25 protein-coding genes are annotated in these 23,816 nt (G+C 71.8%); 14 read left to right on the forward strand and 11 right to left on the reverse strand.

All coding sequences use genetic code 11. The features are described 5' to 3' along the window. Nucleotides 1-89: 89 nt before the first annotated feature. Both OHS59_RS40370 and OHS59_RS40375 read left to right on the forward strand, forming a co-directional pair. On the forward strand, nucleotides 90-596 hold the full coding sequence (locus tag OHS59_RS40370) for a methylated-DNA--[protein]-cysteine S-methyltransferase (RefSeq protein WP_328498287.1): 507 nt from the start codon (nucleotides 90-92) through the stop codon (nucleotides 594-596). Between the two features lie 73 nt (nucleotides 597-669). Then, on the forward strand, nucleotides 670-1,449 hold the full coding sequence (locus tag OHS59_RS40375) for a GNAT family N-acetyltransferase (RefSeq protein WP_328498289.1): 780 nt from the start codon (nucleotides 670-672) through the stop codon (nucleotides 1,447-1,449). A gap of 153 nt (nucleotides 1,450-1,602) precedes the next feature. On the opposite strand, the gene OHS59_RS40380 is transcribed toward OHS59_RS40375, so the two are convergent. The 4 genes from OHS59_RS40380 to OHS59_RS40395 form a co-directional block, all read right to left on the reverse strand. Then, nucleotides 1,603-1,869, reverse strand: coding sequence for a GlsB/YeaQ/YmgE family stress response membrane protein (locus OHS59_RS40380; protein WP_328498290.1), 267 nt, complete (start codon nucleotides 1,867-1,869; stop codon nucleotides 1,603-1,605). A 122-nt stretch (nucleotides 1,870-1,991) separates the two neighbouring features. Beyond that, nucleotides 1,992-2,537, reverse strand: a complete 546-nt coding sequence (locus OHS59_RS40385) for a hypothetical protein (RefSeq protein ID WP_328498291.1) — start codon at nucleotides 2,535-2,537, stop codon at nucleotides 1,992-1,994. 130 nt (nucleotides 2,538-2,667) lie between these two features. After that, nucleotides 2,668-3,225 (reverse strand): GNAT family N-acetyltransferase, encoded by a 558-nt coding sequence (locus tag OHS59_RS40390; RefSeq protein ID WP_328498292.1) that lies wholly within the window; start codon nucleotides 3,223-3,225, stop codon nucleotides 2,668-2,670. A 53-nt stretch (nucleotides 3,226-3,278) separates the two neighbouring features. Next, on the reverse strand, nucleotides 3,279-4,514 hold the full coding sequence (locus OHS59_RS40395) for an aminoglycoside phosphotransferase family protein (protein WP_328498293.1): 1,236 nt from the start codon (nucleotides 4,512-4,514) through the stop codon (nucleotides 3,279-3,281). 183 nt (nucleotides 4,515-4,697) lie between these two features. On the opposite strand from OHS59_RS40395, the gene OHS59_RS40400 reads away from it, so the two are divergent. Then, entirely contained in the window at nucleotides 4,698-5,462 is a 765-nt protein-coding gene (locus OHS59_RS40400; RefSeq protein WP_328498294.1) for an ArsR/SmtB family transcription factor, read from the forward strand. Nucleotides 5,463-5,564: 102 nt separating this feature from the next. Here the strand turns inward: OHS59_RS40400 and OHS59_RS40405 are convergent, their stop codons facing one another. Continuing rightward, nucleotides 5,565-6,005, reverse strand: coding sequence for an SPW repeat protein (locus OHS59_RS40405; RefSeq protein ID WP_328498295.1), 441 nt, complete (start codon nucleotides 6,003-6,005; stop codon nucleotides 5,565-5,567). 210 nt (nucleotides 6,006-6,215) lie between these two features. Here OHS59_RS40405 and OHS59_RS40410 point away from each other — a divergent pair, with 210 nt between their 5' ends. From OHS59_RS40410 to OHS59_RS40430, 5 genes are read left to right on the forward strand one after another with little or no spacing between them, the layout of a single operon-like run. Further along, the gene (locus OHS59_RS40410; RefSeq protein ID WP_328498296.1) at nucleotides 6,216-7,595 is read left to right on the forward strand and encodes an NAD(P)/FAD-dependent oxidoreductase; all 1,380 of its coding nucleotides are present in this window, start codon (nucleotides 6,216-6,218) and stop codon (nucleotides 7,593-7,595) included. Continuing rightward, nucleotides 7,592-8,335 (forward strand): DUF1365 domain-containing protein, encoded by a 744-nt coding sequence (locus tag OHS59_RS40415; RefSeq protein WP_328498298.1) that lies wholly within the window; start codon nucleotides 7,592-7,594, stop codon nucleotides 8,333-8,335. Before OHS59_RS40410 ends, OHS59_RS40415 begins: the two co-directional genes overlap by 4 nt. Further along, a complete protein-coding gene (locus tag OHS59_RS40420; RefSeq protein WP_328498299.1) occupies nucleotides 8,332-9,600 on the forward strand; it encodes a cyclopropane-fatty-acyl-phospholipid synthase family protein in 1,269 nt (422 codons plus the stop codon). Before OHS59_RS40415 ends, OHS59_RS40420 begins: the two co-directional genes overlap by 4 nt. Next, the gene (locus tag OHS59_RS40425; protein ID WP_328498300.1) at nucleotides 9,597-10,907 is read left to right on the forward strand and encodes a cyclopropane-fatty-acyl-phospholipid synthase family protein; all 1,311 of its coding nucleotides are present in this window, start codon (nucleotides 9,597-9,599) and stop codon (nucleotides 10,905-10,907) included. Before OHS59_RS40420 ends, OHS59_RS40425 begins: the two co-directional genes overlap by 4 nt. Further along, entirely contained in the window at nucleotides 10,904-11,719 is an 816-nt protein-coding gene (locus OHS59_RS40430) for a DUF1295 domain-containing protein (RefSeq protein WP_328498301.1), read from the forward strand. Before OHS59_RS40425 ends, OHS59_RS40430 begins: the two co-directional genes overlap by 4 nt. Nucleotides 11,720-11,783: 64 nt before the next feature. Here the strand turns inward: OHS59_RS40430 and OHS59_RS40435 are convergent, their stop codons facing one another. The 3 genes from OHS59_RS40435 to OHS59_RS40445 form a co-directional block, all read right to left on the reverse strand. Next, nucleotides 11,784-12,539: an anti-sigma factor gene (locus tag OHS59_RS40435; protein ID WP_328498303.1), complete on the reverse strand. Its 756-nt coding sequence runs from the start codon at nucleotides 12,537-12,539 to the stop codon at nucleotides 11,784-11,786. After that, on the reverse strand, nucleotides 12,536-13,120 hold the full coding sequence (locus OHS59_RS40440) for a sigma-70 family RNA polymerase sigma factor (RefSeq protein WP_328498304.1): 585 nt from the start codon (nucleotides 13,118-13,120) through the stop codon (nucleotides 12,536-12,538). The genes OHS59_RS40435 and OHS59_RS40440 overlap by 4 nt, the downstream gene beginning before the upstream one ends. Nucleotides 13,121-13,623: 503 nt before the next feature. Then, nucleotides 13,624-14,202 carry a sigma-70 family RNA polymerase sigma factor gene (locus OHS59_RS40445; protein WP_328499548.1) on the reverse strand — a complete coding sequence of 193 codons (579 nt, stop codon included), beginning with the start codon at nucleotides 14,200-14,202 and terminating at the stop codon, nucleotides 13,624-13,626. 245 nt (nucleotides 14,203-14,447) lie between these two features. Between OHS59_RS40445 and OHS59_RS40450 the strand changes: the two genes are divergently transcribed. Further along, nucleotides 14,448-15,647, forward strand: coding sequence for a MerR family transcriptional regulator (locus OHS59_RS40450; RefSeq protein WP_328498305.1), 1,200 nt, complete (start codon nucleotides 14,448-14,450; stop codon nucleotides 15,645-15,647). 89 nt (nucleotides 15,648-15,736) lie between these two features. Here OHS59_RS40450 and OHS59_RS40455 read toward each other — a convergent pair whose 3' ends face one another. Together OHS59_RS40455 and OHS59_RS40460 are read right to left on the reverse strand one after the other, a co-directional pair. Then, on the reverse strand, nucleotides 15,737-17,110 hold the full coding sequence (locus tag OHS59_RS40455; RefSeq protein WP_328498306.1) for a cryptochrome/photolyase family protein: 1,374 nt from the start codon (nucleotides 17,108-17,110) through the stop codon (nucleotides 15,737-15,739). Between the two features lie 233 nt (nucleotides 17,111-17,343). After that, nucleotides 17,344-18,876 (reverse strand): SDR family oxidoreductase, encoded by a 1,533-nt coding sequence (locus tag OHS59_RS40460; protein ID WP_328498307.1) that lies wholly within the window; start codon nucleotides 18,874-18,876, stop codon nucleotides 17,344-17,346. A 193-nt stretch (nucleotides 18,877-19,069) separates the two neighbouring features. On the opposite strand from OHS59_RS40460, the gene OHS59_RS40465 reads away from it, so the two are divergent. After that, on the forward strand, nucleotides 19,070-19,237 hold the full coding sequence (locus OHS59_RS40465; RefSeq protein WP_328498308.1) for a hypothetical protein: 168 nt from the start codon (nucleotides 19,070-19,072) through the stop codon (nucleotides 19,235-19,237). Nucleotides 19,238-19,328: 91 nt separating this feature from the next. Here OHS59_RS40465 and OHS59_RS40470 read toward each other — a convergent pair whose 3' ends face one another. Beyond that, the gene (locus tag OHS59_RS40470) at nucleotides 19,329-20,261 is read right to left on the reverse strand and encodes a LysR family transcriptional regulator (RefSeq protein WP_328498309.1); all 933 of its coding nucleotides are present in this window, start codon (nucleotides 20,259-20,261) and stop codon (nucleotides 19,329-19,331) included. A 143-nt stretch (nucleotides 20,262-20,404) separates the two neighbouring features. On the opposite strand from OHS59_RS40470, the gene OHS59_RS44650 reads away from it, so the two are divergent. The 4 genes from OHS59_RS44650 to OHS59_RS40485 all read left to right on the forward strand — a co-directional run bounded on the left by OHS59_RS44650 (nucleotide 20,405) and on the right by OHS59_RS40485 (nucleotide 23,777). Continuing rightward, on the forward strand, nucleotides 20,405-20,482 hold the full coding sequence (locus OHS59_RS44650) for a putative leader peptide (protein WP_443061676.1): 78 nt from the start codon (nucleotides 20,405-20,407) through the stop codon (nucleotides 20,480-20,482). A 251-nt stretch (nucleotides 20,483-20,733) separates the two neighbouring features. Continuing rightward, a complete protein-coding gene (gene sfnG / locus OHS59_RS40475; protein ID WP_328498310.1) occupies nucleotides 20,734-21,879 on the forward strand; it encodes a dimethylsulfone monooxygenase SfnG in 1,146 nt (381 codons plus the stop codon). Between the two features lie 93 nt (nucleotides 21,880-21,972). After that, nucleotides 21,973-22,527 (forward strand): NADPH-dependent FMN reductase, encoded by a 555-nt coding sequence (gene ssuE, locus OHS59_RS40480; protein ID WP_328498311.1) that lies wholly within the window; start codon nucleotides 21,973-21,975, stop codon nucleotides 22,525-22,527. 2 nt (nucleotides 22,528-22,529) lie between these two features. Further along, complete coding sequence (locus OHS59_RS40485) at nucleotides 22,530-23,777, forward strand: SfnB family sulfur acquisition oxidoreductase (RefSeq protein WP_328498312.1); 1,248 nt, start codon at nucleotides 22,530-22,532, stop codon at nucleotides 23,775-23,777. Nucleotides 23,778-23,816: the final 39 nt, after the last annotated feature.

Genomic DNA, 23,816 nt, shown 5'->3' on the forward strand with positions numbered 1-23,816 from the left:
TCGGGTCCGCGTCCGAATCCCGCCAGCATCCGTGATCGTGCCCGCCCATCATGGGAAGTGGCACGAAACCGCAGGAAAGGGAGGCGACGATGACCGCCTGGACGACGATCGACAGCCCACTGGGCGAACTGCTGCTGGTCGGCGAGGAGACCCCGGACGGTGCGACGACACTGACGTCGCTGTCCATGCCGGGACAGCGCGACGCCCCCGCACCGAGGGCCGGTCGGCGGCGGGACCCCAGCCGTCTCGCCGACGTCGGACGACAGCTGACCGCCTACTTCGCCGGTGAACTCACCCGGTTCGACATCGAGTTCACCCCGACCGGTACGGATTTCCAGCGGCGTGTGTGGCACGCCCTGGAGGAGATTCCCTACGGTACGTCGACCACGTACGGCGCGCTCGCGGAGCGGCTCGGGCTGCCCCGCGAGCGGATCCAGGCCCTGGGCGCGGCGATCGGTGCGAACCCGCTGCTCCTCGTCCGCCCCTGCCACCGTGTGATCGGCGCGGACGGGTCCATGCGCGGCTACGCCGGCGGTGTCGAGCGCAAGGTCCGGCTGCTCACGCACGAGGGAGCCCTGCAGCCGACCCTCCTCTGACCGCCTGGCCCCAGGGGCGCGCGGCCGCCGAAACTCCGTTGCCCGATCGGTCCGCGGATGCTGGAGTGGCCGGATGGATCACGAAGCGGTACTGGCACTGTTCGACCGGGACATGCGTGAGGGCGCGCGCCCCTTCGGCCCCGACTCCGTGGTGGAGCGCGTCGGCGGGGTGGTCCGGCACGTGGGTTCCGAGCAGGGCTGGAACGGGGTGCTCTGGTCGGACCTCACGGAGTCCGACGCGGACGCGGCGATCGCCGAACAGACCCGCCATTTCGCGGGGCTCGGCCGCGAGTTCGAGTGGAAGCTGTACGGGCACGACCGGCCGCACGATCTGGGGCAGCGCCTGCTGGCCGCCGGGTTCACCCCTGAGCCGGCCGAGACCTTGATGATCATCGAGGCCGCCGAGCTGGATCTCGACGCCGAACCACCGGCGGGTGTCGAGCTGCGGCCCGTCACCGACGCCGCCGGCGTCGACCTCGTGGTCGACGTCCACGAACAGGCCTTCGGCACGTCCGGCGCCGGGCTGCGCCACCAGCTGCTCGCCCAGCTCGACGACGCCCCGGACACCGTGGTCGTGATCGTGGCCCTCGCCGACGGCGTCCCGGTGAGCTCGGCCCGGATGGAACTCATCCCCGGCACCCGGTTCGCGGGCCTGTGGGGCGGCGGCACGGTCGAGGCCTGGCGGGGCCGCGGCATCTACCGCGCGATGGTCGCCCACCGGGCCCGTATCGCCGTCGACCGCGGCTACCCCTACCTCCAGGTCGACGCCTCCGACCAGAGCCGCCCCATTCTCCAGCGCCTGGGTTTCGCCCCGCTCACCACGACCGTCCCGTACGTCCACCCGGCGCCGTAACCCGAGCTGCCGCCCGAGCTTCGCTGAAACAGGACGTCTCCGGCACGGCCGAACGCGAACTGCGGGGAAACCCGCAGACGCCGGCCATGACGGAGACGTCCTGCAAGAACTCTTCACAGGCTGCCGCGCCGAACGCGCCGCGAACCGCTCTCGTCAGCGGCGGCCCGCCTTCGACCTGTCCAGCGCCGCGACACCGAGCGCCGCGAGACCGATCTGGATCAGCCACTCGATCCAGTCCACCCCGTCGGTGTCGCCCACGTCGAACGCGTTCGCGAGCACCGACCCGATGAGTGCGGCCACGATGCCCACCGCGATCGTCCACAGAATGCCGATGCGCTGACGGCCCGGAACCACGAGCCGGCCCAGCACACCGATGACAATGCCGATCACGATGGCACTGATGATGCCCGAGATCTCCATCTCAGCCCCTCTTCGTCGTACTCCTTACGCATAGGAGTGCCCCCCGAAGCCGAGTGCAGTCCGAGTGGTTCTCAACTCACAGGCAGCCGCTCCCGCGACTCACCGGTTGCCGTTCCTCCGCCTCAGCGGCCGGTGTGCGGGACCCAGCCCGTGACCGCCAGTACGTCGCGCGCGATGTCGATCACCTCGCGGTCGTCGGTGACCACGCGCACGGTGTCGGCGGGCACGCGTTCCTCCAGCAGCCGCGCCTTGTTCGCGCTGCCCCGCAGCTCCTGTTCCAGCTCCGAGCCGATCTCGCGGCCCTTGAGGCGCTTGGCCGCGGTGGCGTCGGTCGCGGTGAGAAGCACCCGTACGAGTCGCACGTCCTCGCCGATCGCCCGTTCGAACATGCCCGCCGCCTCGGCCAGCACGCTCACGGTGTTCGTGTAGACGAGGCGCCGGTGGCCCAGCTCGGCGAAGTTCCCCCACACCGCCGACAGATTGCGCTCGGTGATGAGGGCCCGGTGCGGGTCGTCCTCCGGCGCCGGATGCACCTGCCCCATGAAGTCGCCCTCGATGACGGCGTGCGCGACCGCGGCCCTGCGCAGCCGTGCCGACACCTCCCAGCCGACCGTCGACTTTCCGACGCCGGCCCGTCCGCCGATGAGCAGCACCTCCGTGAGTCCCATGTGAGCAGCCTGCCAGGCACAGCCCGGACCGCGCGATCGAGAGGGGCCCCGAAGAGTTAGAGCCCGCGCGGACACGGGCCCCTCGTGCGGACGCCCTCGTGCGGACGCAGGCCTTCGCGGACGCGGGCTCTCAAGGGTTGCTGGTGAGACTCCACGTCCGCAGCGAGATCTCACGCCCTCGCGACATCCGGAGGACGGGCTCGTCGTCTGTGAGGGCGAATCCGGCGGCCCGGGCGACGGCCGCACTGGCCGTGTTGGCCTCCTCGATGCAGAGCACCACCCGGCGGGCTCCCGTCTGGCGCTCGGCGTAGGAGGACAGCAGCCGGACGGCCCGGGAGGCCAGACCCCGGCCACGGTGGGCGGCGCCGACCCCGTACGCGATCTCGACGTCCCGCTCGTCGGCCTTGCTGCGGAACAGCAGCACCTCGCCCTTCGGCAGGACACCGTCCGTGGTGATCGCGAGCTGCACCTTGCGTCCCTGGGCCCGCGCCTCCTGGGCCTCGGCGAGATAGACCTGCGCGGCGGGCGGGTCGAACGGTGAGGCCACCGGTGTCCAGCGGGCGATCTCGGGGTCGTCGTACACCGCGATCAGGGCGTCCAGGTCGTCCCGGGACCATTCGCGCAGGTGAACTCCCTCTCCTTCGAGCCGGAGGTGCGCAGGGGCGGCGAGTGTCAGCGGACTGTCCATGGGGTGATCCTGCCCCGCGTGCGGGTGGGCGGCCAAGAGCGCGTGTCCCACGCTCACACCGCCACGGTGCGCCCCGGCCCGGCGAGAGAGGGGTCGGGAGCGGTCGCGCGGCGGACGGCCTCACGGATCGCGGCCGCGGGATCGCCCTGGTGGTAGACCCGCTCCGACGGTTCGACGCCGTCCAGGAACTCCTGGTAACGCACCGCGAACGCGAGCGGCGCGAGCGGTTCGGCGACGGCCAGGGCGCGGACCGGATCGCTGCCGGGGACCTGCTCCCGCCACGCGTCGGCCCAGGCGCGGGCGGCGCTCGCGCGCACTGGCTCGGGGAGGAAGGAGCAAAGACGCAGAGCGTCCAGGACCGGGTTTCCCCAGTGTGCGTCGGCGAAGTCGACAACGACCGGCGGCCCGCCGTCGGCACGCCAGTTACCGGGGTGGAAGTCGCCGTGCACGACCGTGTCCGGCAGGCCGCACTCCTCCAGCAGCGGCCGGCGATCGGCCAGCTTCCGGGCCAGACCGACCTCTTGTGCCGTGAGCTCGGCGCGGACAGGCCCGTCGAGCAGCTCCCTCACCCGCTCGGCGAGAACGGACACCCGCCGGTCCGGTACGGAGGAAGGCCGCTCCAGCGGGCGTTCCGCGAGGACCGCCTGCGCGGCGACGAACCGTCTCACCCCCGAGGCGGCGGTCCGCGCCGACGCCCTCCAGCAGTCCTCGCCCGGAATGTGCTCCATCAGGAAGCGTCCCTCGGCGGAGCCCACGACGGTCGGCACCAGCCCCGGGTCGACGCGGGCGAACGCGGCGATCACCTCGGCCTCGTCCGCGGCGAAGCCCGGGGTGGCCTTGAGCCAGACCGCCCCGCGGTCGGTCGGCAGCCGGAAGAGCCCGGCCAGGTTCCAGGTGCGGAGCTGTTCCACCGGGCCGGTCACCGGCCGCCCCGCCGCGGCGAGGGTGCGTGTCGACCAGTCGAGGAGTTCCCGTAGCCCGTCGATGTCGGCCCACGGCGCCCGCAGTGCCTGCTCCCCTTCCAGCAACCCCGGATCCGCGGGCAGTTGGAGCAGCACGTGCGGACGCTCCAACGCCTCGACGTGGTAGGTCACATGGCCGTCGCGCCCGCCCTCCCCGCCGTCCACGGACAGCAGGCGCAGCACCAGGACCCGTACGTTCAGGGCCCGTTGCAGTCGCAGGACGACCGGTTCGACCTCGGGCCATCTCGGTACGTCGACGGCGAAGGGGCCGGCGACGCCGAGGAAGTCCTCGCCCGACGTCACCCACGCGCTGAAAGTTCGGCTCACCGCGACAGTGTGGGCGAGCGGGCCGGGCGCGGCCAGCGAATTTCGCCTCCGTGCGCACTCCACCACGAGCCCCTCCGGCCGCCGGTGATTGACATGCAGGTAATCACCTGCATAACGTTGAGTGTGCGATCGGATGAGGGAACAGAGGCGGAGAGCGAGCCGGGCCCGACCAGGGGTCCGGACATGGACCAGGTCTTCAAGGCGCTGGCCGACGGGACGCGCAGGCGGCTGCTCGACAGGCTGCACGAGCACAGTGGGCAGACGCTGGGCGAGCTCTGCGAGCACATCGACATGACCCGCCAGTCGGTGACCCAGCACCTGTCCGTACTGGAGGCGGCCAACCTGGTCAGCACGGTGCGGCGAGGACGGGAAAAACTGCACTACCTCAATCCCGTACCGCTCCACGAGATCCAGGAGCGGTGGATCGACAAGTTCGAGCGTCCGCGCCTTCGTGCGCTGAGCGCACTCAAGCGACGAGCCGAGGAAGACATGACCGACAAGCCGACATTCGTGTACGTCACCTACATCGCCAGCACGCCGGAGAAGGTCTGGGACGCGCTCACCGACGCCGACCTGACCGCCGCGTACTGGGGCCACAGCAACGTCTCCGAGGACTGGCGTCCGGGCTCGCGGTGGGAGCATCGACGCATCGACGGCTCCGGCGTCGCCGACGTGGTCGGCTCCGTCGTGGAGAGCGAGCGGCCCACCCGACTGGTGGCCACCTGGGCCTCGCCCGAGGAGGAGGGGCAGCGGGACAAGCACTCCAGGGTCACCTATGACATCCGGCCGCACGGTGACATCGTCCGGCTGACCGTCACCCATGAGGACCTGGCCGACGAGAGTGCGGTCAAGGAGGTCTCCATCGGCTGGCCGGCCGTCCTGGCCAACCTGAAGTCGCTCCTGGAGACCGGCAGCCCGCTGCCGCAGGAGCCGTGGCTCGTTCCCTGACACCCGCTGCGGGAGCATATGCCGGCCGGCCCGCGGTGGTGGGCGCGCGGACCGGCCGACGAACCTGATGTGCCTTCCGTCCTCACGTGTGCGGGAGCCCCGCTACGTCTGCTGTGTGCTCTTCGACGAGGTGGCCGCGCAGAGGAACCCCATCACCACCGCCAGGACGCCGATGACGATGTTGTTGAGCACGACACCCGCGTCGGGGCTACTGCCCACGATCCACGGAGAGACGATCATCCACGCGCCCATGGCGCACATGGCCCAGCTCAGGCCGTACATCCGTGCCGGGTTCGTGGTGAATCCGAGGGCCAGTGCACCGATGGCGATACCCATGATGAGGTTGTGCGTCACCATGGCGGGCTGGCTCGTCGTGTAGTGGAGGATCCACGGCGAAGCGGCGCAGTACAGACCGAGCAGGAAAACCGGTCCGTCCACGAGCGCCACATCGCGACCACCGAGCATGCGGGCATAGCGGTCCCGCATCTCGGGCACATCGGGGTGCCGGGTGATGTCACCTCTGGTGTTCGAGACGTTGGCCATGGCTCGACTCCTTTGTCTCTGCAGGTGTCACTGCAGGTCTGACCGCGACTGTGCGGTATGCGGTAGACGCCGCTTAGATACATTCTGCCCTTATTTATCCCTTATGTGTAGAGGTGTGGGCGACCTGTCGGAGACCCGGCCAATCCGTGCCTGCCGCAGCTTCGGAATACCCACGACGACTCCGAGTGGAGACGGCTGGGAGGAAGCACGATGGCATCAGCGTCACACGACGCCACGGCGGAGGACGGGGAGGACATACCAGGGCGCACGGACCGGACCGGGCGAGTGGAACGGGCCGGGCGAGCGGAACGGGCAGGGCGTCGCACGGCGGTCGTCGGCTCGGGCGTCGCCGGACTCACCGCCGCGTACGTCCTCGGCCGCGAACACCGGGTGTCCCTGTACGAGGCGGACGAGCGGCTCGGCGGACACGCCCACACCCATGAACTGACGTCGTCGGACGGCCGGGTGCACCGCGTCGACTCCGGCTTCATCGTCCACAACCGCCGTACCTATCCGAACCTGCTCCGGCTCTTCTCCGAGCTCGGCGTCGCCACGCAGGAGTCGGAGATGAGCATGTCCGTGCGCTGCGACGGCTGCGGCCTCGAATACGCGGGCGCGCGGGGCGCCGCCGGACTCCTCGCCCAGCCCCGGAACGCGCTGCGGGGCCCGTACCTGCGCATGCTCGTCGAAGTACCGGTCTTCCACCGCGCCGCGCGGCGACTGCTCGCCGAGGCGGACGCGGGAGCCGGGGGAGGGGACGGCTCCCTCACCCTGGGCGAGTTCCTGGCCCGGCGCCGCTTCTCCGCCTACTTCGTCGCCCACTTCATGACCCCCATGGTGTCGGCGGTGTGGTCCTGCGACGCCGAGACGGCCCAGCGCTATCCGGCCGCCTATCTGTTCCGGTTCCTGGCGAACCACGGAATGCTGTCGATCGGCGACTCACCGGCCTGGCGCACCGTCACCGGCGGCTCGCGCGAGTACGTGGACCGTGTCGCCGAACACGTCGACGCGGTGCACACCTCGACCCCTGTCCGTGCCGTCCGACGGCACCACGACCGCGTCGAGATCACCACCGAGGACGGCGCCACGGACACGTACGACTCCGTGGTGCTGGCCGTCCACCCCGACCAGGCACTGCGCCTCCTGGCCGATCCCACCGAGCAGGAGCGCGAGGTGCTCGGCGCGTTCCGCTACTCCCGCAACACCACGCTCCTGCATACCGACACCTCGCCGCTGCCGCGCGCCCGCGGAGCACGGGCCTCCTGGAACTACCTGATGCCGTCGTGCGCCGCGAACGCCGACCGGGTCCGGGTCAGTTACGACATGAGCCGGCTCCAGCGCCTCGACGCGGCCGAGACGTACGTCGTCACCCTGGGCGGCCTGGACCGCGTCGACCCCGACCGCGTCCTCGCCCGCATGGTGTACGAACACCCCGTCTACACACCCGAGTCGGTGGCCGCCCAGCGGCGACTCCCCGACCTGAACAGCGCCGTCACCGCGTACGCGGGCGCCTACCACGGCTGGGGCTTCCACGAGGACGGCTGCCGTTCCGGCGTGGCGGCGGCCGAGGCTCTGGGGGTGACCTGGTGACCCCCGCCCTGGCTTCCGCTCCCGCCCTGTACCCGTCCACGGTCACCCACGTCCGTACCGCGCCGACCCGGTACACCCTGCGCCACCGCACCTACCTGTGGCTCATCGACCCCGACCGGCCGCCGGAACTGCCGTGGTATCTGCGCCCGTTGGCCAGATTCGACGCCCGCGACCACTTCGGCGGCGGCGCGCCGACCATCCGCGAGGGCCTGGACCGCTTCCTCGCCTCGCGCGGCGTCCATCTCGACGGCGGACCGGTGTCGATGCTCGCCCACGCCCGCGTGTTGGGCCACGTCTTCAACCCGCTCAGCCTCTACTGGTGCCACGACCCCCAGGGCGAACTGCGCTGTGTCGTCGCCGAGGTCCACAACACCTACGGGGAGCGGCACAGTTATCTGCTGACCCCGGACGAGGCCGGCGTGGCGCGCACCGACAAGGAGTTCTACGTCTCGCCGTTCTTCCCCGTCGACGGCGCCTACCGCATGCGCCTGCCCGCGCCGGACGGCCGCCTCGACCTGAGCGTGCGGCTGGAGCGCGACGGCGGCCGGCCGTTCACCGCGACCGTCCACGGCACCCGCCGCCCCGCCACCGCGGGCGCGCTGGTGCGCGAGGCACTGCGCCACCCGTGGTCAACCGCGGCCGTCTCGGCCGCCATCCGCGTCCACGGCGTACGCCTTTTCCTGCGGGGACTGCCCGTCCAGCCCCGCCCCCGTCACCGATCCCAGGAGAGTGCCGAATGAGGACAGCGGAGCCCGGTTCCATCGCCGGACGGCGGATGGACGTGGATCCCGAGCTCTGGCCGGACGTCGTCGGACGGCCGGGTGCCTCGCGCGCCCGGACCGCTGTCACCCGGGCCGTGCTGCGCAGGGCGCTCGAACGTCTGCCGCTGCGCGTGAAGTTCCCCGACGGCAGCCAGCTCGGCGCGGGCGGGCCGCTGGTCGAGATCCACGACGCCGAGGCGTTCCACGGGCGTATCGGAACCCAGGGGCTGATCGGCTTCGGCGAGTCCTACATGGCGGGGGAGTGGGACGCGCCCGACCTGGTCGCCGCCCTCACCGTCCTCGCGGGCAGCCTGGCGGAGCTGATCCCGGCACCCCTCCAGCGGCTGCGCGGACTGTGGGCCCCCAAACAGCCGGGCGCCCAGCGCAACACCCCCGGTGGCGCCCGCGACAACATCAGCCGCCACTACGACCTGTCCAACGAACTGTTCGCCCTCTTCCTCGACGAGACCCTCAGCTACTCGGCGGCCCTGTTCCGGGGCTTCCCCGCCACCTGGCCGCTCCTGGCCACCGCACAGCACCGGAAGATCGACCGCCTGCTGGACCTCGCCGAGGTCGGCGAGGGCACCCGGCTGCTGGAGATCGGCACCGGCTGGGGCGAGCTGGCCCTGCGCGCCGCCGCCCGCGGCGCCCACGTCACCTCCCTCACCCTCTCCCGCGAACAGCGCGACCTCGCGATCGAGCGGGTACGCGAGGCGGGCCACGCCGACCGGGTCTCCGTCGAACTGTGCGACTACCGCGAGGCCACCGGGACGTACGACGCGGTGGTGAGCGTCGAGATGATCGAGGCCGTGGGCGTGGAGTTCTGGCCCGTGTACTTCCGCACCATCGACGCCCGCCTGGCCCCCGGCGGCCGGGCCGCGCTGCAGGCCATCACCATGCCGCACGAACGGATGCTGGCCGCCCGCCACACCTTCACCTGGATCCAGAAGTACATCTTCCCCGGCGGACAGGTGCCCTCCGTCGAGGCGGTGGAAGAGACCGTCCGCGACCACACCCGGCTGAGCGTCACCCGCCGCGACGCCCTCGGCGCGCACTACGCGGAGACCCTCCGCCTGTGGCGCGAACGCTTCACCGACCGAGCGGACGACGTCGACGCGCTCGGCTTCGACGAGACCTTCCGGCGCATGTGGACCTTCTACCTGTCCTACTCGGAAGCCGGGTTCCGCTCCGGCTACCTCGACGTCCAGCACTACCTGTTCACGAAGGAGAACCCGCCTCGATGAGTACCGCCCGCCCCGCCCGAACCGGGGCCGCCCACCGGCTCGCCGCGCTGGCCGAGGACGCGCTCGGCGGCCGGCTGCCGGTCCGGCTGCGCGCCTGGGACGGCAGCGAGACCGGCCCCGCCGGCACCCCCGTGATCGTCGTACGTTCACGGCGCGCCCTGCGCCGGCTGCTGTGGCAGCCCGGTGAACTGGGCCTGGCCCAGGCCTACGTCACCGGCGAACTCGATGTCGAGGGCGACCTCGCCCAGGGCCTGCGGACCCTGTGGGGAGCCGCACGCGAACGAGGCGCGGACACTCCCCGGTTCACCCCCGCCGACCGCGTCCGGGCGGCCGGGACCGCCCTGCGGCTGGGAGCCGTCGGCCCGCGCCCCGCCACGCCCGCGTCACAGGCACGCCTGAGGGGCGGCCTGCACAGCAAGGCCCGCGACCGGGCCGCCATCAGCCACCACTACGACCTGTCGAACGACTTCTACCGGCTGCTCCTCGACGACACCATGGCGTACTCGTGCGGCTACTGGACCGATGACGAGGCGGACTTCACCGACGCCGACGCCCAGCGGGCGAAGCTGGAACTGATCTGCCGCAAGCTGGATCTCGTCCCCGGCGCCCGGCTGCTCGACATCGGCTGCGGCTGGGGCTCCCTCACGCTGTACGCCGCCGAACAGCACAAGGCACAGGTCACCGCGGTCACCCTGGCTCGCGAACAGGCCGAGTACATCCGGGAACAGGTCCGCGAGCGCGGCCTGGAGCACCAGGTGGACGTGGTGTGCCAGGACTACCGGGACATCACCGGCGGAGCCTACGACGCGGTCGCCACGGTCGAGATGGGCGAGCACGTGGGAGACGCCGAGTACCCGGCGTTCGCCGCCGCCCTGCACCGCCTGGTGCGACCGCGCGGCCGTGTCCTCGTCCAGCAGATGTCACGGGGGACCAACGCCCCGGGCGGGGGCGAGTTCATCGAGGCGTACATCGCTCCCGACATGCACATGAGACCCATGGGACAGACCGTCGGCCTGCTGGAGGACGCCGGCCTCGAAGTGCGGTCCGTGGAGTCGATGCGCGAGCACTACGTCCGTACGATCGAGGGCTGGCACCGCACTCTTGAGGAGCACTGGGACGATTTCGTCCGGCTCGTGGGCGAGGAGACCGCCCGGGTGTGGCGGCTGTACCTGGTCGGCGGCGCCCTCGCTTTCGAGGAAGGGCGCATGGGTGTCGACCAGATCCTCGGCATCCGTCCGGCGCCGGGCGGCGACAGCGGAATGCCGCCCTCGCAGCGCTCCTGGTACACGGCCCTGGACGGACGATGAGCGGCTTCCCCTGGGCGGCCTTCGCCCAGAACCTCGCATTCGCGGCCGCCGCCGCGCTGACCGTCATGCTCGTCACCTTCGCCGTCGCCGTCCGCAAGGGCATGCACCGCGTCGTGGACGTCGCCTGGGGGATCGGGTTCACCGGCGTCGCCCTCGTGTCCTTCCTCGCGTCCGCCGGTGAGGGGGACGAAGGGCGACGCCTGCTGGTCACCGTACTGACGGCGGTCTGGGGGCTGCGGCTGGCCGCGCACATCGCGTGGCGCGGCCGGGGACACGGTGAGGACCCGCGCTACGACGCGATGCTCGCCAAGGCCCCCGGCAGCCGCGACCTCTACGCGCTGCGCATGGTCTACCTCTTGCAGGGGGCCCTCGTGTGGCTCGTGTCGCTGCCCGTCCAGGCCGCGCAGTACGTGTCCGGTCCCCTGAGCGGACTCGTGTGGGCCGGGGTCGCGCTGTGGGCGGTCGGGATGTTCTTCGAGACGGTCGGTGACCACCAGCTCGCCCGCTTCAAGGCGGACTCCGCGAACCGGGGCCGGATCATGGACCGCGGTCTGTGGAGCTGGACCCGGCACCCCAACTACTTCGGCGACTTCTGCGTCTGGTGGGGCCTGTTCCTGCTGGCCTGCGACTCCGGCGCGGCTGCCGCGGTGACCGTGCTGTCTCCGCTCGTGATGAGCTACCTGCTCATGAACGGCAGCGGAAAGCCCATGCTGGAGCGGCACATGTCGGAGCGTCCGGGATTCGCCGAGTACCGGGACAGGACCAGCGGGTTCTTCCCGCGACCGCCGAAGCGGCCGAGGTCGAGCGGCTGACGCCACAGGACAGGCCGTGCCGCCCCCTCCTCGCCGGGGAGGGAGGGGGCGGCACGGCCGCGGGTCAGGCGGGGAAGGTCAGCAGGGCCACGGGATCGGAGGTCGGTTCGGCCGAGCCACCGGCCGGTTCCACGGTGATGCCCATGCCGGAGGCCCGGTCAACGGCGCCCTCCAGGAGGACAGCCTCGGCCGTCCGGTGGGAGTCCATCAGCCCGGCGGACCGCATGGTGCCCGCGTCGTTGAACCACAGCTGGTAGACCTTGCCGCTCGGCGGGCTCGCCATGCCCGAGGCGATGAAGACCGCCTCGTCACGGCGCTTGGACACCACGACCGTGCCACGGGCCCCGTCCGCCAGCTCGGCGGTGCGGGTCCTCGCGTCGGAGGCGGCCAGTACCGCCGCGATCGCGTCCGAGCGCCGCTCCGACCGCTGCGCCTGCTCATGGGCGTCCTGCGCCCGGTCGTACTGCCAGACCGTCGTGCCACCGAACGCGGCCACTGCGGCGAGACAGGCGGCGAGCGCCCACCGGGACAGCCTGCGGGCACGGACGCTGCCGCCCAGGGGCCGCGCCGGGGACACGACCCGCGGGCTCTCCTGGCGGACCGTCGTGATCCGCCCCATGACCCGGCCCTTGAGCGCGGCGGGCGGGATCACGGAGACCGCCAGAGCGAGCCGGGCCGCGGTCTCGCTCAGTTCGAGAGCCTCCTGCGCACAGGCCTCACAGTCCGCGGCGTGCCGTTCGAACTCGCCCCGCTCGTCGTCGGAGAGCGCGTGCAGTGCGTACGCGCCCGTCAGCGTGTGCAGGTCGACCGTGCCGCTCATGCGGCCACCCCCAGGCAGTCACGCAGGCGGATGAGGCCGTCGCGCAGCCGGGTCTTGACCGTACCGAGAGGCAGCGCGAGCGACTCGGCCACCTCGCGGTAGGTCATGCCGCGGTAGTACGCCAGCGTCACGGACTCACGCTGCAGTTCCGTCAGGGTGCGCAGACAGCGTCGAACCTGTTCGCGTTCCAGCCGGGCTTCCACCTGTTCCGTCACCTCGTCGTACTCGGGGGAGTGGTCGAGCAGGGCCGCCTTGTGCTCACGCGCGGCGGAGGCCTCGACCGAGCGGACCCGGTCGACGGCACGCTGATGGGCGAGTGTGAGCACCCAGTTGATCACCGAGCCGCGGTCGTGCCGGTAGCGGGCGGCGGACCGCCACACCTCGACCAGTACTTCCTGGGCCACTTCCTCCGACTGGGCCTGATCGCGCAGCACCCTGCGCACGACGCCGATGACGGGGCCCGCCACGACGTCGTAGAGCCCGGCGAAGGCCTGCTGGTCACCGAGGGCGACACTGCCCATCAGATCCTGCAGGTCCGGTTCGGCCGAGGGGTTCTTGCCGATGTGCACGGCTTCTTTCACGAGGGGGTCCTCCGGGAGGCGAGCTTCGTACGGCTGGAATCCGTTGCCGGGGCGCCGGCGGATTGGTCAGGGGCGGCTCTCTCTGCCCACCCGTCCGTACCGGGTCGCGTCGGCCGAAGCCCGAGTCCGGGGCGCCGTCGATGGTCCGGGACGGCACCCCGGGCTGCTGGGCCGGACCGGCGGGCCGAACGCCGGCGCGGCCTCCCCTCCCGATACAGCCGACTGCCCCGGGAGGGGGGTCCGAAGGAGCGGTGTCACGTCTCTCCGTGGCCCGGAGACCCGGGCGGTGCCGCTCCCTGTCCTCCGCTCTTCCGGTGGGACGGGGCGCCCGGATGCACGAAGACGAGTCCGGTGCGCGCCGAGCCGAAAACGACCCGTATCGAAGCGAAATCGGCATGCATCGAAACGGGACCGATCCGATTGGTGATGCTGGGGAAAAAGATGCAGCGTTTTTGCGTCGAACTGAGTCACGCGGAGCGTGTACCCGCCCGACGGGTGCCATGTCAGCCGCCCGCTTCGCGGCGCAGCCCGTGCCGCAACTGGTGCAGCCCGCGGCGGGCGTGGCTCTTGACGGTCCCCAGCGGCATACCGGTGCGCCGGGCGATCTGCGTCTGGGTGAGGTCCTCGTAGAAGGCGAGGCGCAGAACCCGCTGCTGGGTGCTGGGCAGCTTGGCCATCTCGCGTCCCACCAGCACCCGGTCGAGCACGGACTCGGGCCGCTCCTGCCCGGGATCGGCCAGCACCAGGACGGCCCCCGCCGAGGCGACGAGTTCGGCGCGTCGGGTCCGGGCCGCGAGGGCGTCGGCGATCTTGCGCTTGGTGATTCCGACGATCCAGCCGACGATCGCGCCCCGCTCGGGCCGGTAGCCGTGACGGCCGCGCCAGATGCCCAGGAAGACCTGCTGGGTGACGTCCTCCGCCTCCCTGTCGTCACCCAGCGCACGCCGGGCGAGCGTGTGCACCAGGGGCGACCACCGGTCGTGGGCGGCGGCGAGACAGGACTCGTCGCCGCCCACCAGGCCCCGGGCCACCTCCGCGTCGGTGAGCGGCTCCTCCAGCAGCACCCGCCGGGGCGCGGACATCCGCGCGGACAGCTGCTCGGGCATCGGTTGTCCGGTCGTGTGTCCGGTCATGGCTCACGGCTCCTAGCCTCGGACGACGGCGTCCCGGCCGCGCGGGGCGGCCCTGTACGGCACCTCCGGACCGCGGCAGTACGGTCCCGGGATGTCGGTCCGGGGCATCCCGCGCATCGCCTCGGTGCGGTCATCGTGGGAGCGAGTGGGCAAAGGCATCAAACCGCGTCGATTCTGCGTCGTATAGTCGCTCCATGGATGAGCCGAGGGGGAAACCCGCGCCGGAACCGACGTCCGAATCGACGGGTGAGCCGGTCGGTACGGGGATCACGACCGGGGGCCTGGCCCGCCGGCTCGGGGTCTCGCCGACCACGCTGCGCTCGTGGGACCGCCGGTACGGATTGGGCCCCGCGGTCCGTGCGGACGGGCGGCACCGCCGCTGGACCCCCCAGGACGTGGCGGTGCTGGAGGCGATGTGCCGCCTCACCTCGGCCGGAGTGCCACCCGCCGAGGCGGCACGCGCCGCCAGAGCGGGAGCCACCGGAACGATGGCCGCCACTGACGGAGCCCGTGCGGCCACTTCAGGCCGGTCGGAGAACGACCGGGCCCTCAGTGGGAACGACCGGGCCCTCACGGCGGACGATCGGGTCCTCACGGTGGCCGACCGGTCCCTCACGGTGGCAGGCCTGTCACCGGCGGCGGGGCCCGCTGCCGCGCCGCCCTCGTCCGACGACCGGACGTCCGGGAGCGGCCGGCGCTCGCAGGCGGCGGGGACTCTGCCCCTCGGCGATGTGCGCCAGGAATGCCGTGGACTGGCCAGGGCGGCCGTGCGGCTCGACGCCCCGGCCGTGGACGGCCAGCTGGCCTCGGCCGTCGAGCGGTACGGCCTCGCCGTCGCCTGGGAGGAGGTGATGGTGCCGACCCTGCACGCCGTCGGGCGCAAGTGGGCGTCGTCCGGTGACCGCTATGTCGAGGTCGAGCACCTGCTGTCCTGGCACATCTCCACCGCGCTCCGCCGTGTCACCCCGGTCTTGCGGACGGTCGTGTCGGACACCACGCCGGGGCCCGTGGTCCTGGCCTGCGTGCCGGGTGAGCAGCACACCCTGCCGCTGGAGGCGCTCAACGCCGGGCTCACGGAACACGGCATGCCCACCCGGATGTTCGGCGCGGCGGTGCCGGCGGAAGCGCTCACCGCGGCGGTACGCCGCCTGGGACCCGCGTCGGTCGTCCTGTGGGCCCAGGCACGCTCCACGGCGAGCCTCCCCCTGGCCCGGCACGTCGCCGCCACCCAGTGGGGCGTGCGGGGCGCGCGCAGGCATCCGATGGTCGTCCTCGGCGGCCCCGGGTGGGCGGGCCGTTCGGCCCAGGGCATGCTCCGGCCGCCGAGCCTGAAGGAGGCCCTGTCCGTCATCACGGCCCGCCAGGGGAGCGGCCTACCGGGGCCGGTGGGCTGACGGGCCGACAAGCAGGCGGGCCGACAAGCAGGCGGGCCGACAAGCAGGCGGGCCGGGGGACCGGTGGGGCAGAGGGGCCGGTGGTCGGCTCAGCCGCGTCCGCGGGCGTGCCTGAAACGCGCCAGCGCGTCGGAGAGGTCGACGACGGGCTCGGGATAGTCGTAGGCGGCCCGTTCGGGCCCCTTGAGTTTCCACGGCTCGTGCACGGCGGCTCCGGCGAGCCCTTCGAGTTCGGGCACCCAGCGCCGTACGTACGCGCCGTCGGGGTCGTACCGCTTGGCCTGGACGACCGGGTTGAGGACCCGGTTGGGCCGGCTGTCGGTGCCCGTCCCCGCCACCCACTGCCAGTTGAGCTGGTTGTTGGCGATGTCGCCGTCGACGAGGAGTCCGAGGAAGTGGTCGGCGCCCACCCGCCAGTCGACGTACAGCGTCTTGGCGAGGAAGCTCGCCGTCAGCAGGCGTCCCCGGTTGTGCATCCAGCCCTCGTGCCGCAGCTGCCGCATGGCCGCGTCGACCACGGGATAACCGGTGCGCCCCTCCTTCCAGTCCTCGATCTCCTGCCGGGCCGAGTCCGGTGACCGCCACAGGTCGTTCCGTGTGCGGTAGTCCTGCGTGGAGGCGGCCGGCCGCGCGGCCAGCACCTGGTGGTGGAAGTCCCGCCACGCGAGCTGCCGTACGAAGGCGTCGGCGCCCGGCCCGCCCGCCTTCCGGGCCCGGTGGACGAGTTCGACGGCGGACAGCGTGCCGAAGTGGAGGTGCGGGGAGAGGCGCGAGGTGGCGTCCCCGGCCAGATCGTCGTGGCCCTCCACGTACGAGTGGATCCCGTTCCGGAGCCAGGCCGTGAGCCGTTTCCTGCCCTCCCGCTCGCCGCCCTTGGCGAGCCCCGCGGACAGGCCGGAAAGCTCCGCGCGCTCCGGGAGCCGCTCCGAACCGACGTCCTCCGGTACGCGCACCGAGCGGGGCACGCCGAGCACCTGACGCTGGTGATGCCGCTCCCAGCGGCGGAAGTACGGGGTGAAGACGGCGAAGTGGTCCGAGGAGACCGGGGTGACCTCGCCCGGAGCCAGCGCGGTGACCACCTCGTCGTGGACGTGCAGCCGTCGCCCGTCGCCCTCCAGGGCGGCTCTGAGCAGCTGCTCCCGCCGGTGGGCGTAGGCGGACACCCCGGCGGCCATGTGCACCTCGTCGGCGTCCGTCTCGGTGACCACCTTGCACACCTCGTCGACGAGGTCGCCCGAGCGGTGCACCAGCCGGCCGCCGCGTTCGCGCAGACCCGCGTCCAGGTCCCGCAGACAGTCGGCGAGGAACGCCAGCCGGTTGGGGGCGGCGAAGCCGGCCCTGTCGACGGCCCGGTCGCGTACGAAGAGGGGCACCACCGTGCGCGAGCCGTCGAGCGCCGCGTGCAGCGGCGGATGATCGTGCAGCCGCAGGTCGGAGGTGAACAGGACGACCGAGACGTTCATGACGGGACTCCGGGACGACGGAACGGAACGAGAGAGAGTGGGGGTGAGGGCGGGGGCGGAAGCGGAGACCGGGCAGGGGCGGAGCGGGGTGAGCCGGGCCCTGGTGCCTTCGGCCACGAAGTACTTCCGGACCGGGACGCCCGACGGATGCGACTGTCACCCCACGGATGCGGCCGTCACGCCACGATGCCGCTGCTGTCGGGCCGAGGACGAGGCGTGTGGCGGGCCGGGCGTCAACCCGCGGATGTGCGTGTCGGCACCGCCGTCGCGGGGCCCGTCCTGGCGGCGGTGAGCGCGATGTTGCGGGCCATGCCGCCGAAGACGAGCGCGTGGAACGGCGACACGCTCCACCAGTAGGCGTGGCCGAGCAGCCCGTGCGGGTGGAAGAGGGCGCGCTGGCGGTAGCGGACCCGGCCGTCGTCGTCGGTGTCGGCGTACATCTCCAGCCAGGCCAGGCCCGGCAGACGCATCTCGGCCCGCAGTCGCAGCAGCCGGCCCGGTTCGATCTCCTCCACACGCCAGAAGTCGAGCGAGTCGCCGACCCGCAGATGTGCGGCGTCGCGGCGCCCGCGGCGCAGGCCCACGCCGCCGACCAGCCGGTCGAGGAGGCCGCGCGCCGCCCACGCGAGCGGGAAGGAGTACCAGCCGTTGTCGCCGCCGATGCCCTCGATCACCCGCCACAGGGCCTCGGGCGAGGCGTCGACGACGCGTTCGCGCCGGTCCGTGTAGAGGCTGCCGCCCGCCCAGTCGGGGTCCGTGGGCAGCGGGTCGCTGGGGGCGCCGGGCACCGAGGCGGACGACCAGCGGGTGGTGACCTGAGCGTCCTGGATGCGTTGCAGGGCGAGGCCCACCGCCTCGTCGAAGGGGATCGGTCGGCCCGGCAGGTCGGGCACGTACCGGGCGATGTCGTGCTCGTGGCAGACGACCTCGTGGCGCAGCGACTCGGTCAGCGGGCGCGCGATGGACCGCGGTACGGGTGTCACCAGGCCGATCCAGTGGCTGGAGAGCGTCGGCGTCAGGATGGGCACGGGCAGGATCAGCCGCCGGGGCAGGCCCGCCACGGCCGCGTACCTCACCATCATCTCCCGGTACGTCAGGGTCTCCGGGCCGCCGATGTCGAAGGCCCTGCTGACGTCGTCCGGCATCCGCGCGCTGCCCACGAGGGTGCGCAGGACGTCCCGTACGGCGATCGGCTGGATCCGTGTGTGGACCCAGTTGGGGGTGACCATGACCGGCAGCCGCTCGGTGAGGTACCGCAGCATCTCGAAGGAGGCCGAGCCCGAACCGATGATGACCGCCGCCCGCAGCACGGTCGTCGGGACACCGGAGTCCAGCAGGATGCGGCCGACCTCGGCACGGGAGCGCAGATGCGCCGACAGTTCCCGGTCCGGCACCCCGGCGGGGGTGAGCCCGCCCAGATAGACGATCCGGCGCACGCCCGCCGCGCGGGCCTGTTCCCCGAAGATCCGCGCCGCTTCGCGGTCGGTCCTCTCGAAGCCCTTGCCCGTGCCCATCGCGTGCACCAGGTAGTACGCGACATCGATGTCCCGCATCGCGGCGGCGACCGAGTCGGCGTCCGTGACGTCACCGCGCACGACCTCGGCGTCACCCGCCCACGGATGGTCCCGGAGCGCGCCGGGGGTGCGGGCCACGCAGCGCACACGGTGTCCCTCGGCGAGGAGCTCCGGGACCAGGCGGCCTCCGATGTACCCCGTCGCGCCCGTCACCAGGCAGCGCAGCCCGGCTCCGGCGATGTCACCGCTCATGGTGTTCCGGCCCTTCTGTTCGGTTGCGTCCCGCCCTGTTCCGGCGTCCTCCCCGTGATCCCTTCCCCGTGGAAGCCTTCGCCGGATGCGCCGAGTGGGCCACACGGTGCGTCCGGCTGCAGTACATGTACGTGTCGATCGGGGGCAGACGAGTTTCTGCAGAGACGTCGGTTCACACGGAAGGTCGGTCGTCATGGGTGCGAAGGTGCTTGAGATGTTTCCCGCGGGAGCCCCGCGTGGATCGTGGCCCGCCGAGGAGTACGCGGCACGTCGTCGTGCCGAGGGCGAGCCCGCGGCCGTGGTGATGGACCTGGAGTCGGACGCGTTCCTCGTGGTGGTTCCGGCGGGCGAAGGGGACTGACCCTCCGTAGGTCAGGCCTTCCGTACGTCGAGCCGTCCGCATGTGAGACCTTCCGTACGTGAGGCCTTCCGTACGTGGGGCCGTCCGTACGTCAAGTGGCTTCGGCCGTCGTCCCGCTCATCGTCCCGCCGAGTGCCGCCGCCCGGCGCACGAACACCTCGTGCAGGTCGTGCGCGGCCCGTGGCACCGAGTCCGCCCGGCGCCGCTGGAGCATCAGCAGCACCCGGGTCGAGTCGCCGGCCAGCGGGCGGCAGGTGATCGCTCCCTGCCGGGTCAGCGGATCGTCGATCACACTGAAGTCGGGCAGCACCGTGGCACCCAGGCCCTCCGAGACCATCAGCTTGCCCATCTCCGCACCGTCGGTGGAGTAGGAGAAGGACGGCTCACGGTTCCCCAGGAGCCGGTGGACGAACCGGTTCATCACATAGCCGGAGCGCATGGCGATGAGCGGCTGCGTGAGCAGGTCGGACACGGTCACCACGGACAGCGACGCCAGCGGACTGCCGGGCCGGACGCACACCACCGGCCGCCCCCACAGCAACTCCGTGTACTCGAAGTCGGCGGCCACGTCGTCGCCCTCCAGATGGTTCACCAGGCCCAGGTCGAAGCCGCCCTCCAGAAGGGTCCGGTGGATGTCCGACTGCTGCGCGCCCACCACCTCCACCTGGGTCTCCGGATGCGAGTCGCGGAACTCCCGCACGGCCGGAAACAGGAGCGGGACCGTCGCCGCGTTCACCGTGCCCACGCGCACCATGCGGCTGATGCGGTGCTGCTCGCCCGCCGCGCCCCGCAGCCGGTCCACCGCCTCCAGCACATTGATGATGTGGGGCAGCAGCTCCCGTCCCTCCGCGCTCATCTTCGCCCCGGAGCGTTTCCGCTCCAGGAGGTCGACCCCGAGTTCCCGTTCGAGATTGCGGACGGTCTCGCTCAACGCGGGCTGCGAGAGGTGGAGTTCCTCGGCGGCCCGGCGCAGCGAGCCGAGCCGGGTGACCGCCGTGATGTATTCCAGCTGCTCTATTCGCACCCCGTCAGAATGCGGGTCTCCCACTGCGCTGTTCAAGGGTTGCCCTGTCACGCCTTCGTGAAATTCGCCGGTCCGGGATGCGAGACCGATCGGGTATTCCTTGACGGTCCGGACCGCCGGCTGCCACGATCGAGCACATGATGATGCGACTGGACCTCACGCGGCGACGCCATGTCGACCTCTCGCGTGTCTCCAGTGCCGCCTGTTGCTCCGTGGCCTGACCTTCCGGATCCGCGGCCCGATTCGCCGGGTCCGCCGCGCCCCAGCCGTTCCTTCCGAGGCGCGAACCTTCCACGGCGCGCTCCCTCGACCGCGCGTCCCCGCCACGACTGTCGACCCGCCGCGGATCGCTCCCGATCCCTGTCGCCCGCCGTGAGACGTATTCCGCCGCCCGAATTCGACGATTCACCGAACGCCGCTGAATCGGCCCCCTGAATTCGGTCTGCCCGAATTCCCGCAACAGGAGTTCCTCATGCCTGCCGAGAACCTTTCCGCAGACCCCGTCCGCTTCGCCTACTGGGTGCCCAATGTCAGCGGCGGCCTGGTCACCAGCACCATCGAACAGCGCACCGACTGGGGCTACGACTACAACCGCGAACTCGCCGTCCTCGCCGAGAACAACGGCTTCGACTATGCCCTCAGCCAGGTGCGGTACATGGCCAGCTACGGCGCCGAGTTCCAGCACGAGTCGACCAGCTTCAGCCTCGCCCTGCTGCTCGCCACCCAGCGCCTGAAGGTCATCGCCGCGGTCCACCCCGGCCTGTGGCACCCCGGCGTCCTCGCCAAACTCGGCGCCACCGCCGACCACCTGTCGAACGGCCGCTTCGCGGTGAACGTCGTCTCCGGCTGGTTCAAGGGCGAGTTCACCGCCCTCGGCGAACCGTGGCTGGAGCACGACGAGCGCTACCGCCGCTCCGAGGAGTTCATCCGGGCCCTGCGCCAGATCTGGACCGAGGACCACACCGAACTCGCCGGAGACTTCTACCGGTTGCGCGACTTCTCCCTCAAGCCCAAGCCCCTCAACACCCCCGAGCGCCCGCACCCGGAGATCTTCCAGGGCGGCAACTCCAGCGCCGCCCGCGCCATGGCGGGCCGGGTCTCCGACTGGTACTTCTCCAACGGCAAGGACTTCGACGGAGTCGTCGAACAGCTCGTCGACGTACGGGCGTCGGCGGCCCAAGTCGGCCGCAGGGCACCGAAGTTCGGCCTCAACGGCTTCCTGATCGCCCGCGACACCGAGGCCGAGGCCCGCGAGACCCTCCGCGAGATCGTGGCCCACGCCGACCACGAGGCCGTCGAGGGCTTCGGTGCCGCGGTGAAGCAGGCCGGACAGTCCACCGGAGACGGCAAGGGCATGTGGCAGGACTCCTCCTTCGAGGACCTGGTCCAGTACAACGACGGCTTCCGTACGGGGCTCATCGGCACCCCGGAACAGATCGCCGAGCGGATCGTCGCCTACAAGCGCCTCGGCGTCGACCTCCTGCTCCTCGGCTTCCTGCACTACCACGAGGAGGTCGAGTACTTCGGCCGCCGCGTCCTGCCCCTCGTACGCGAACTGGAAGCCCAACTCCCGGGCACCCGGACCGAATCCGGGCCCGTCGCGCCCGTCCACGCCTGAGCCGGTCCGCTTGCGCACCCCACTGCGAGCCTCCTGACCGACCGTCCCGGGGCGCCTCCCGCGCGCAGGCGCCCCCGTCCCGAAAGAGGACCCATGGCCACCGTCCTGTCCGTCTCCGGCAGTCCTTCCGCCTCCTCCCGCACCAACCGCCTGCTGCGGCACCTCGACAACCGGCTGACCGCACAGGGCCACGAGGTGATCCCGCTCGACGTCCGCACCATCCCCGCCGAGGCCCTGCTCGGCGCCGACTTCCGGCATCCGGCGATCGTCGAGGCCACCGCCCTCGTCGCGCGCGCCGACGGCATCGTCATCGGCACCCCCGTCTACAAGGCCGCCTACTCCGGAGTGCTCAAGGCACTGCTCGACCTGCTCCCGCAGTACGCCCTCACCGGCAAGACCGTGCTCCCCCTGGCCACCGGCGGTACGACGGCACATGTGCTGGCCATCGACTACGCGCTGCGCCCGGTCCTCAGCTCCATGGGCGCCCGGCACATAGTCCAGGGCTGGTTCACCCTCGACAAGGACATCGTGGTCGGTGAGGACGGCGGACTCACCGTGGCACCCGCGGCCGGCGAGGCGCTGACCCAGGTGCTCGACCAGTTCTCCGAGGCGCTGGGCCGCAGGCCGATCCTGGCCGCGGCGAGCTGACCATGTCCACACAGATCTCCGAGGAGACCGGCGCGGGGCTCCCGGCGGAAACCTCCGTGCGGGGGACGGCGGCGGTCGTCGCCGACGACGCCGAAGCCCTGGCCGTGGCCGCCGCCCTGGCCGACGAGTTCCGGGCCGGAGCCGCCGGCCGGGACGCCGAACGCAGGCTCCCGCAGGAGGAGTTGGCCCGGCTCTCCGACTCCGGCCTGCTCGCCGTCACCGTGCCGGCCGAGCACGGGGGCGCCGACGTGCGTCAGGAGACGCTCGCCGAGATCTTCCGGCTCCTCGCGTCCGCCGACGCCAGCCTCGCCCAGATCCCGCAGAGCCACTTCGTCTACGTCAACGTGATCCGTCGTCAGGGAACCGCGGAGCAGCGCGCGTTCTTCTTCGGCGAGGTGCTGGCCGGGCGCCGCTTCGGCAACGCCCAGTCGGAGGCCGGAACGAAGCACGTCCAGGACATCCGCACCCGCCTGGAGCGGAGCCCGGACGGCGGCTCGTACGTCCTCACCGGCGTCAAGCACTACTCCACGGGCGCCCTCTTCGCCGACTGGATCCCCGTCCTCGCCCGCACCGAGGACGACAACCTGCACGTCGCGTATGTCCCCCGGGACGCCGAGGGCCTGACCGTCGTCGACGACTGGGACGGCATGGGCCAGCGCACCACCGCCAGCGGTACGGTCCGGCTCGACGCCGTGCCCGTACCCGCGGACCGGGTCCTCCCGCACCACCTCACCTTCCGGGAACCCCAACTCCACGGCGCTGTCGCCCAGTTGCTGCACGCAGCCATCGACGCCGGGATCGCGGAGGGCGCCCTCTCCGAGGCCGTGGACTTCGTCCGGACGAAGAGCCGCCCGTGGTTCGAGAGCGGGTTCGAGACCGCGGCCGAGGACCCGCTGCTCATCCAGCGCTTCGGCGAACTGGCCGTCCAGGTACGGGCCACCGAGGCGCTGCTCGGCGTGGCGGCCCGCACGGTCGACACGGCCCGCGCCGGCCTCACCGAGGAGTCGGCCGCCGAGGCGTCCATCGCGGTGGCCGCGGCCAAGGCGCACGCGGCGGCGACCGCCGTCGAGGTGGCGAGCGCGCTCTTCGAGGTGTCCGGCACCCGGTCCGCCCTCAACTCCCTCAACCTGCACCGGTATTGGCGCGACGCACGCACCCACACACTCCACGACCCGGCCCGCTGGAAGATCCAGCACATCGGCCGGTACGTACTCAACGGCACCCTGCCCCCGCGCCACGGACTCCTCTGAACGCCACGGACTCATCCGAGCCGGAACCCGAAAAGCCGC

It is taken from the genome of Streptomyces sp. NBC_00414 (genome assembly GCF_036038375.1).
Classification (GTDB): domain Bacteria; phylum Actinomycetota; class Actinomycetes; order Streptomycetales; family Streptomycetaceae; genus Streptomyces.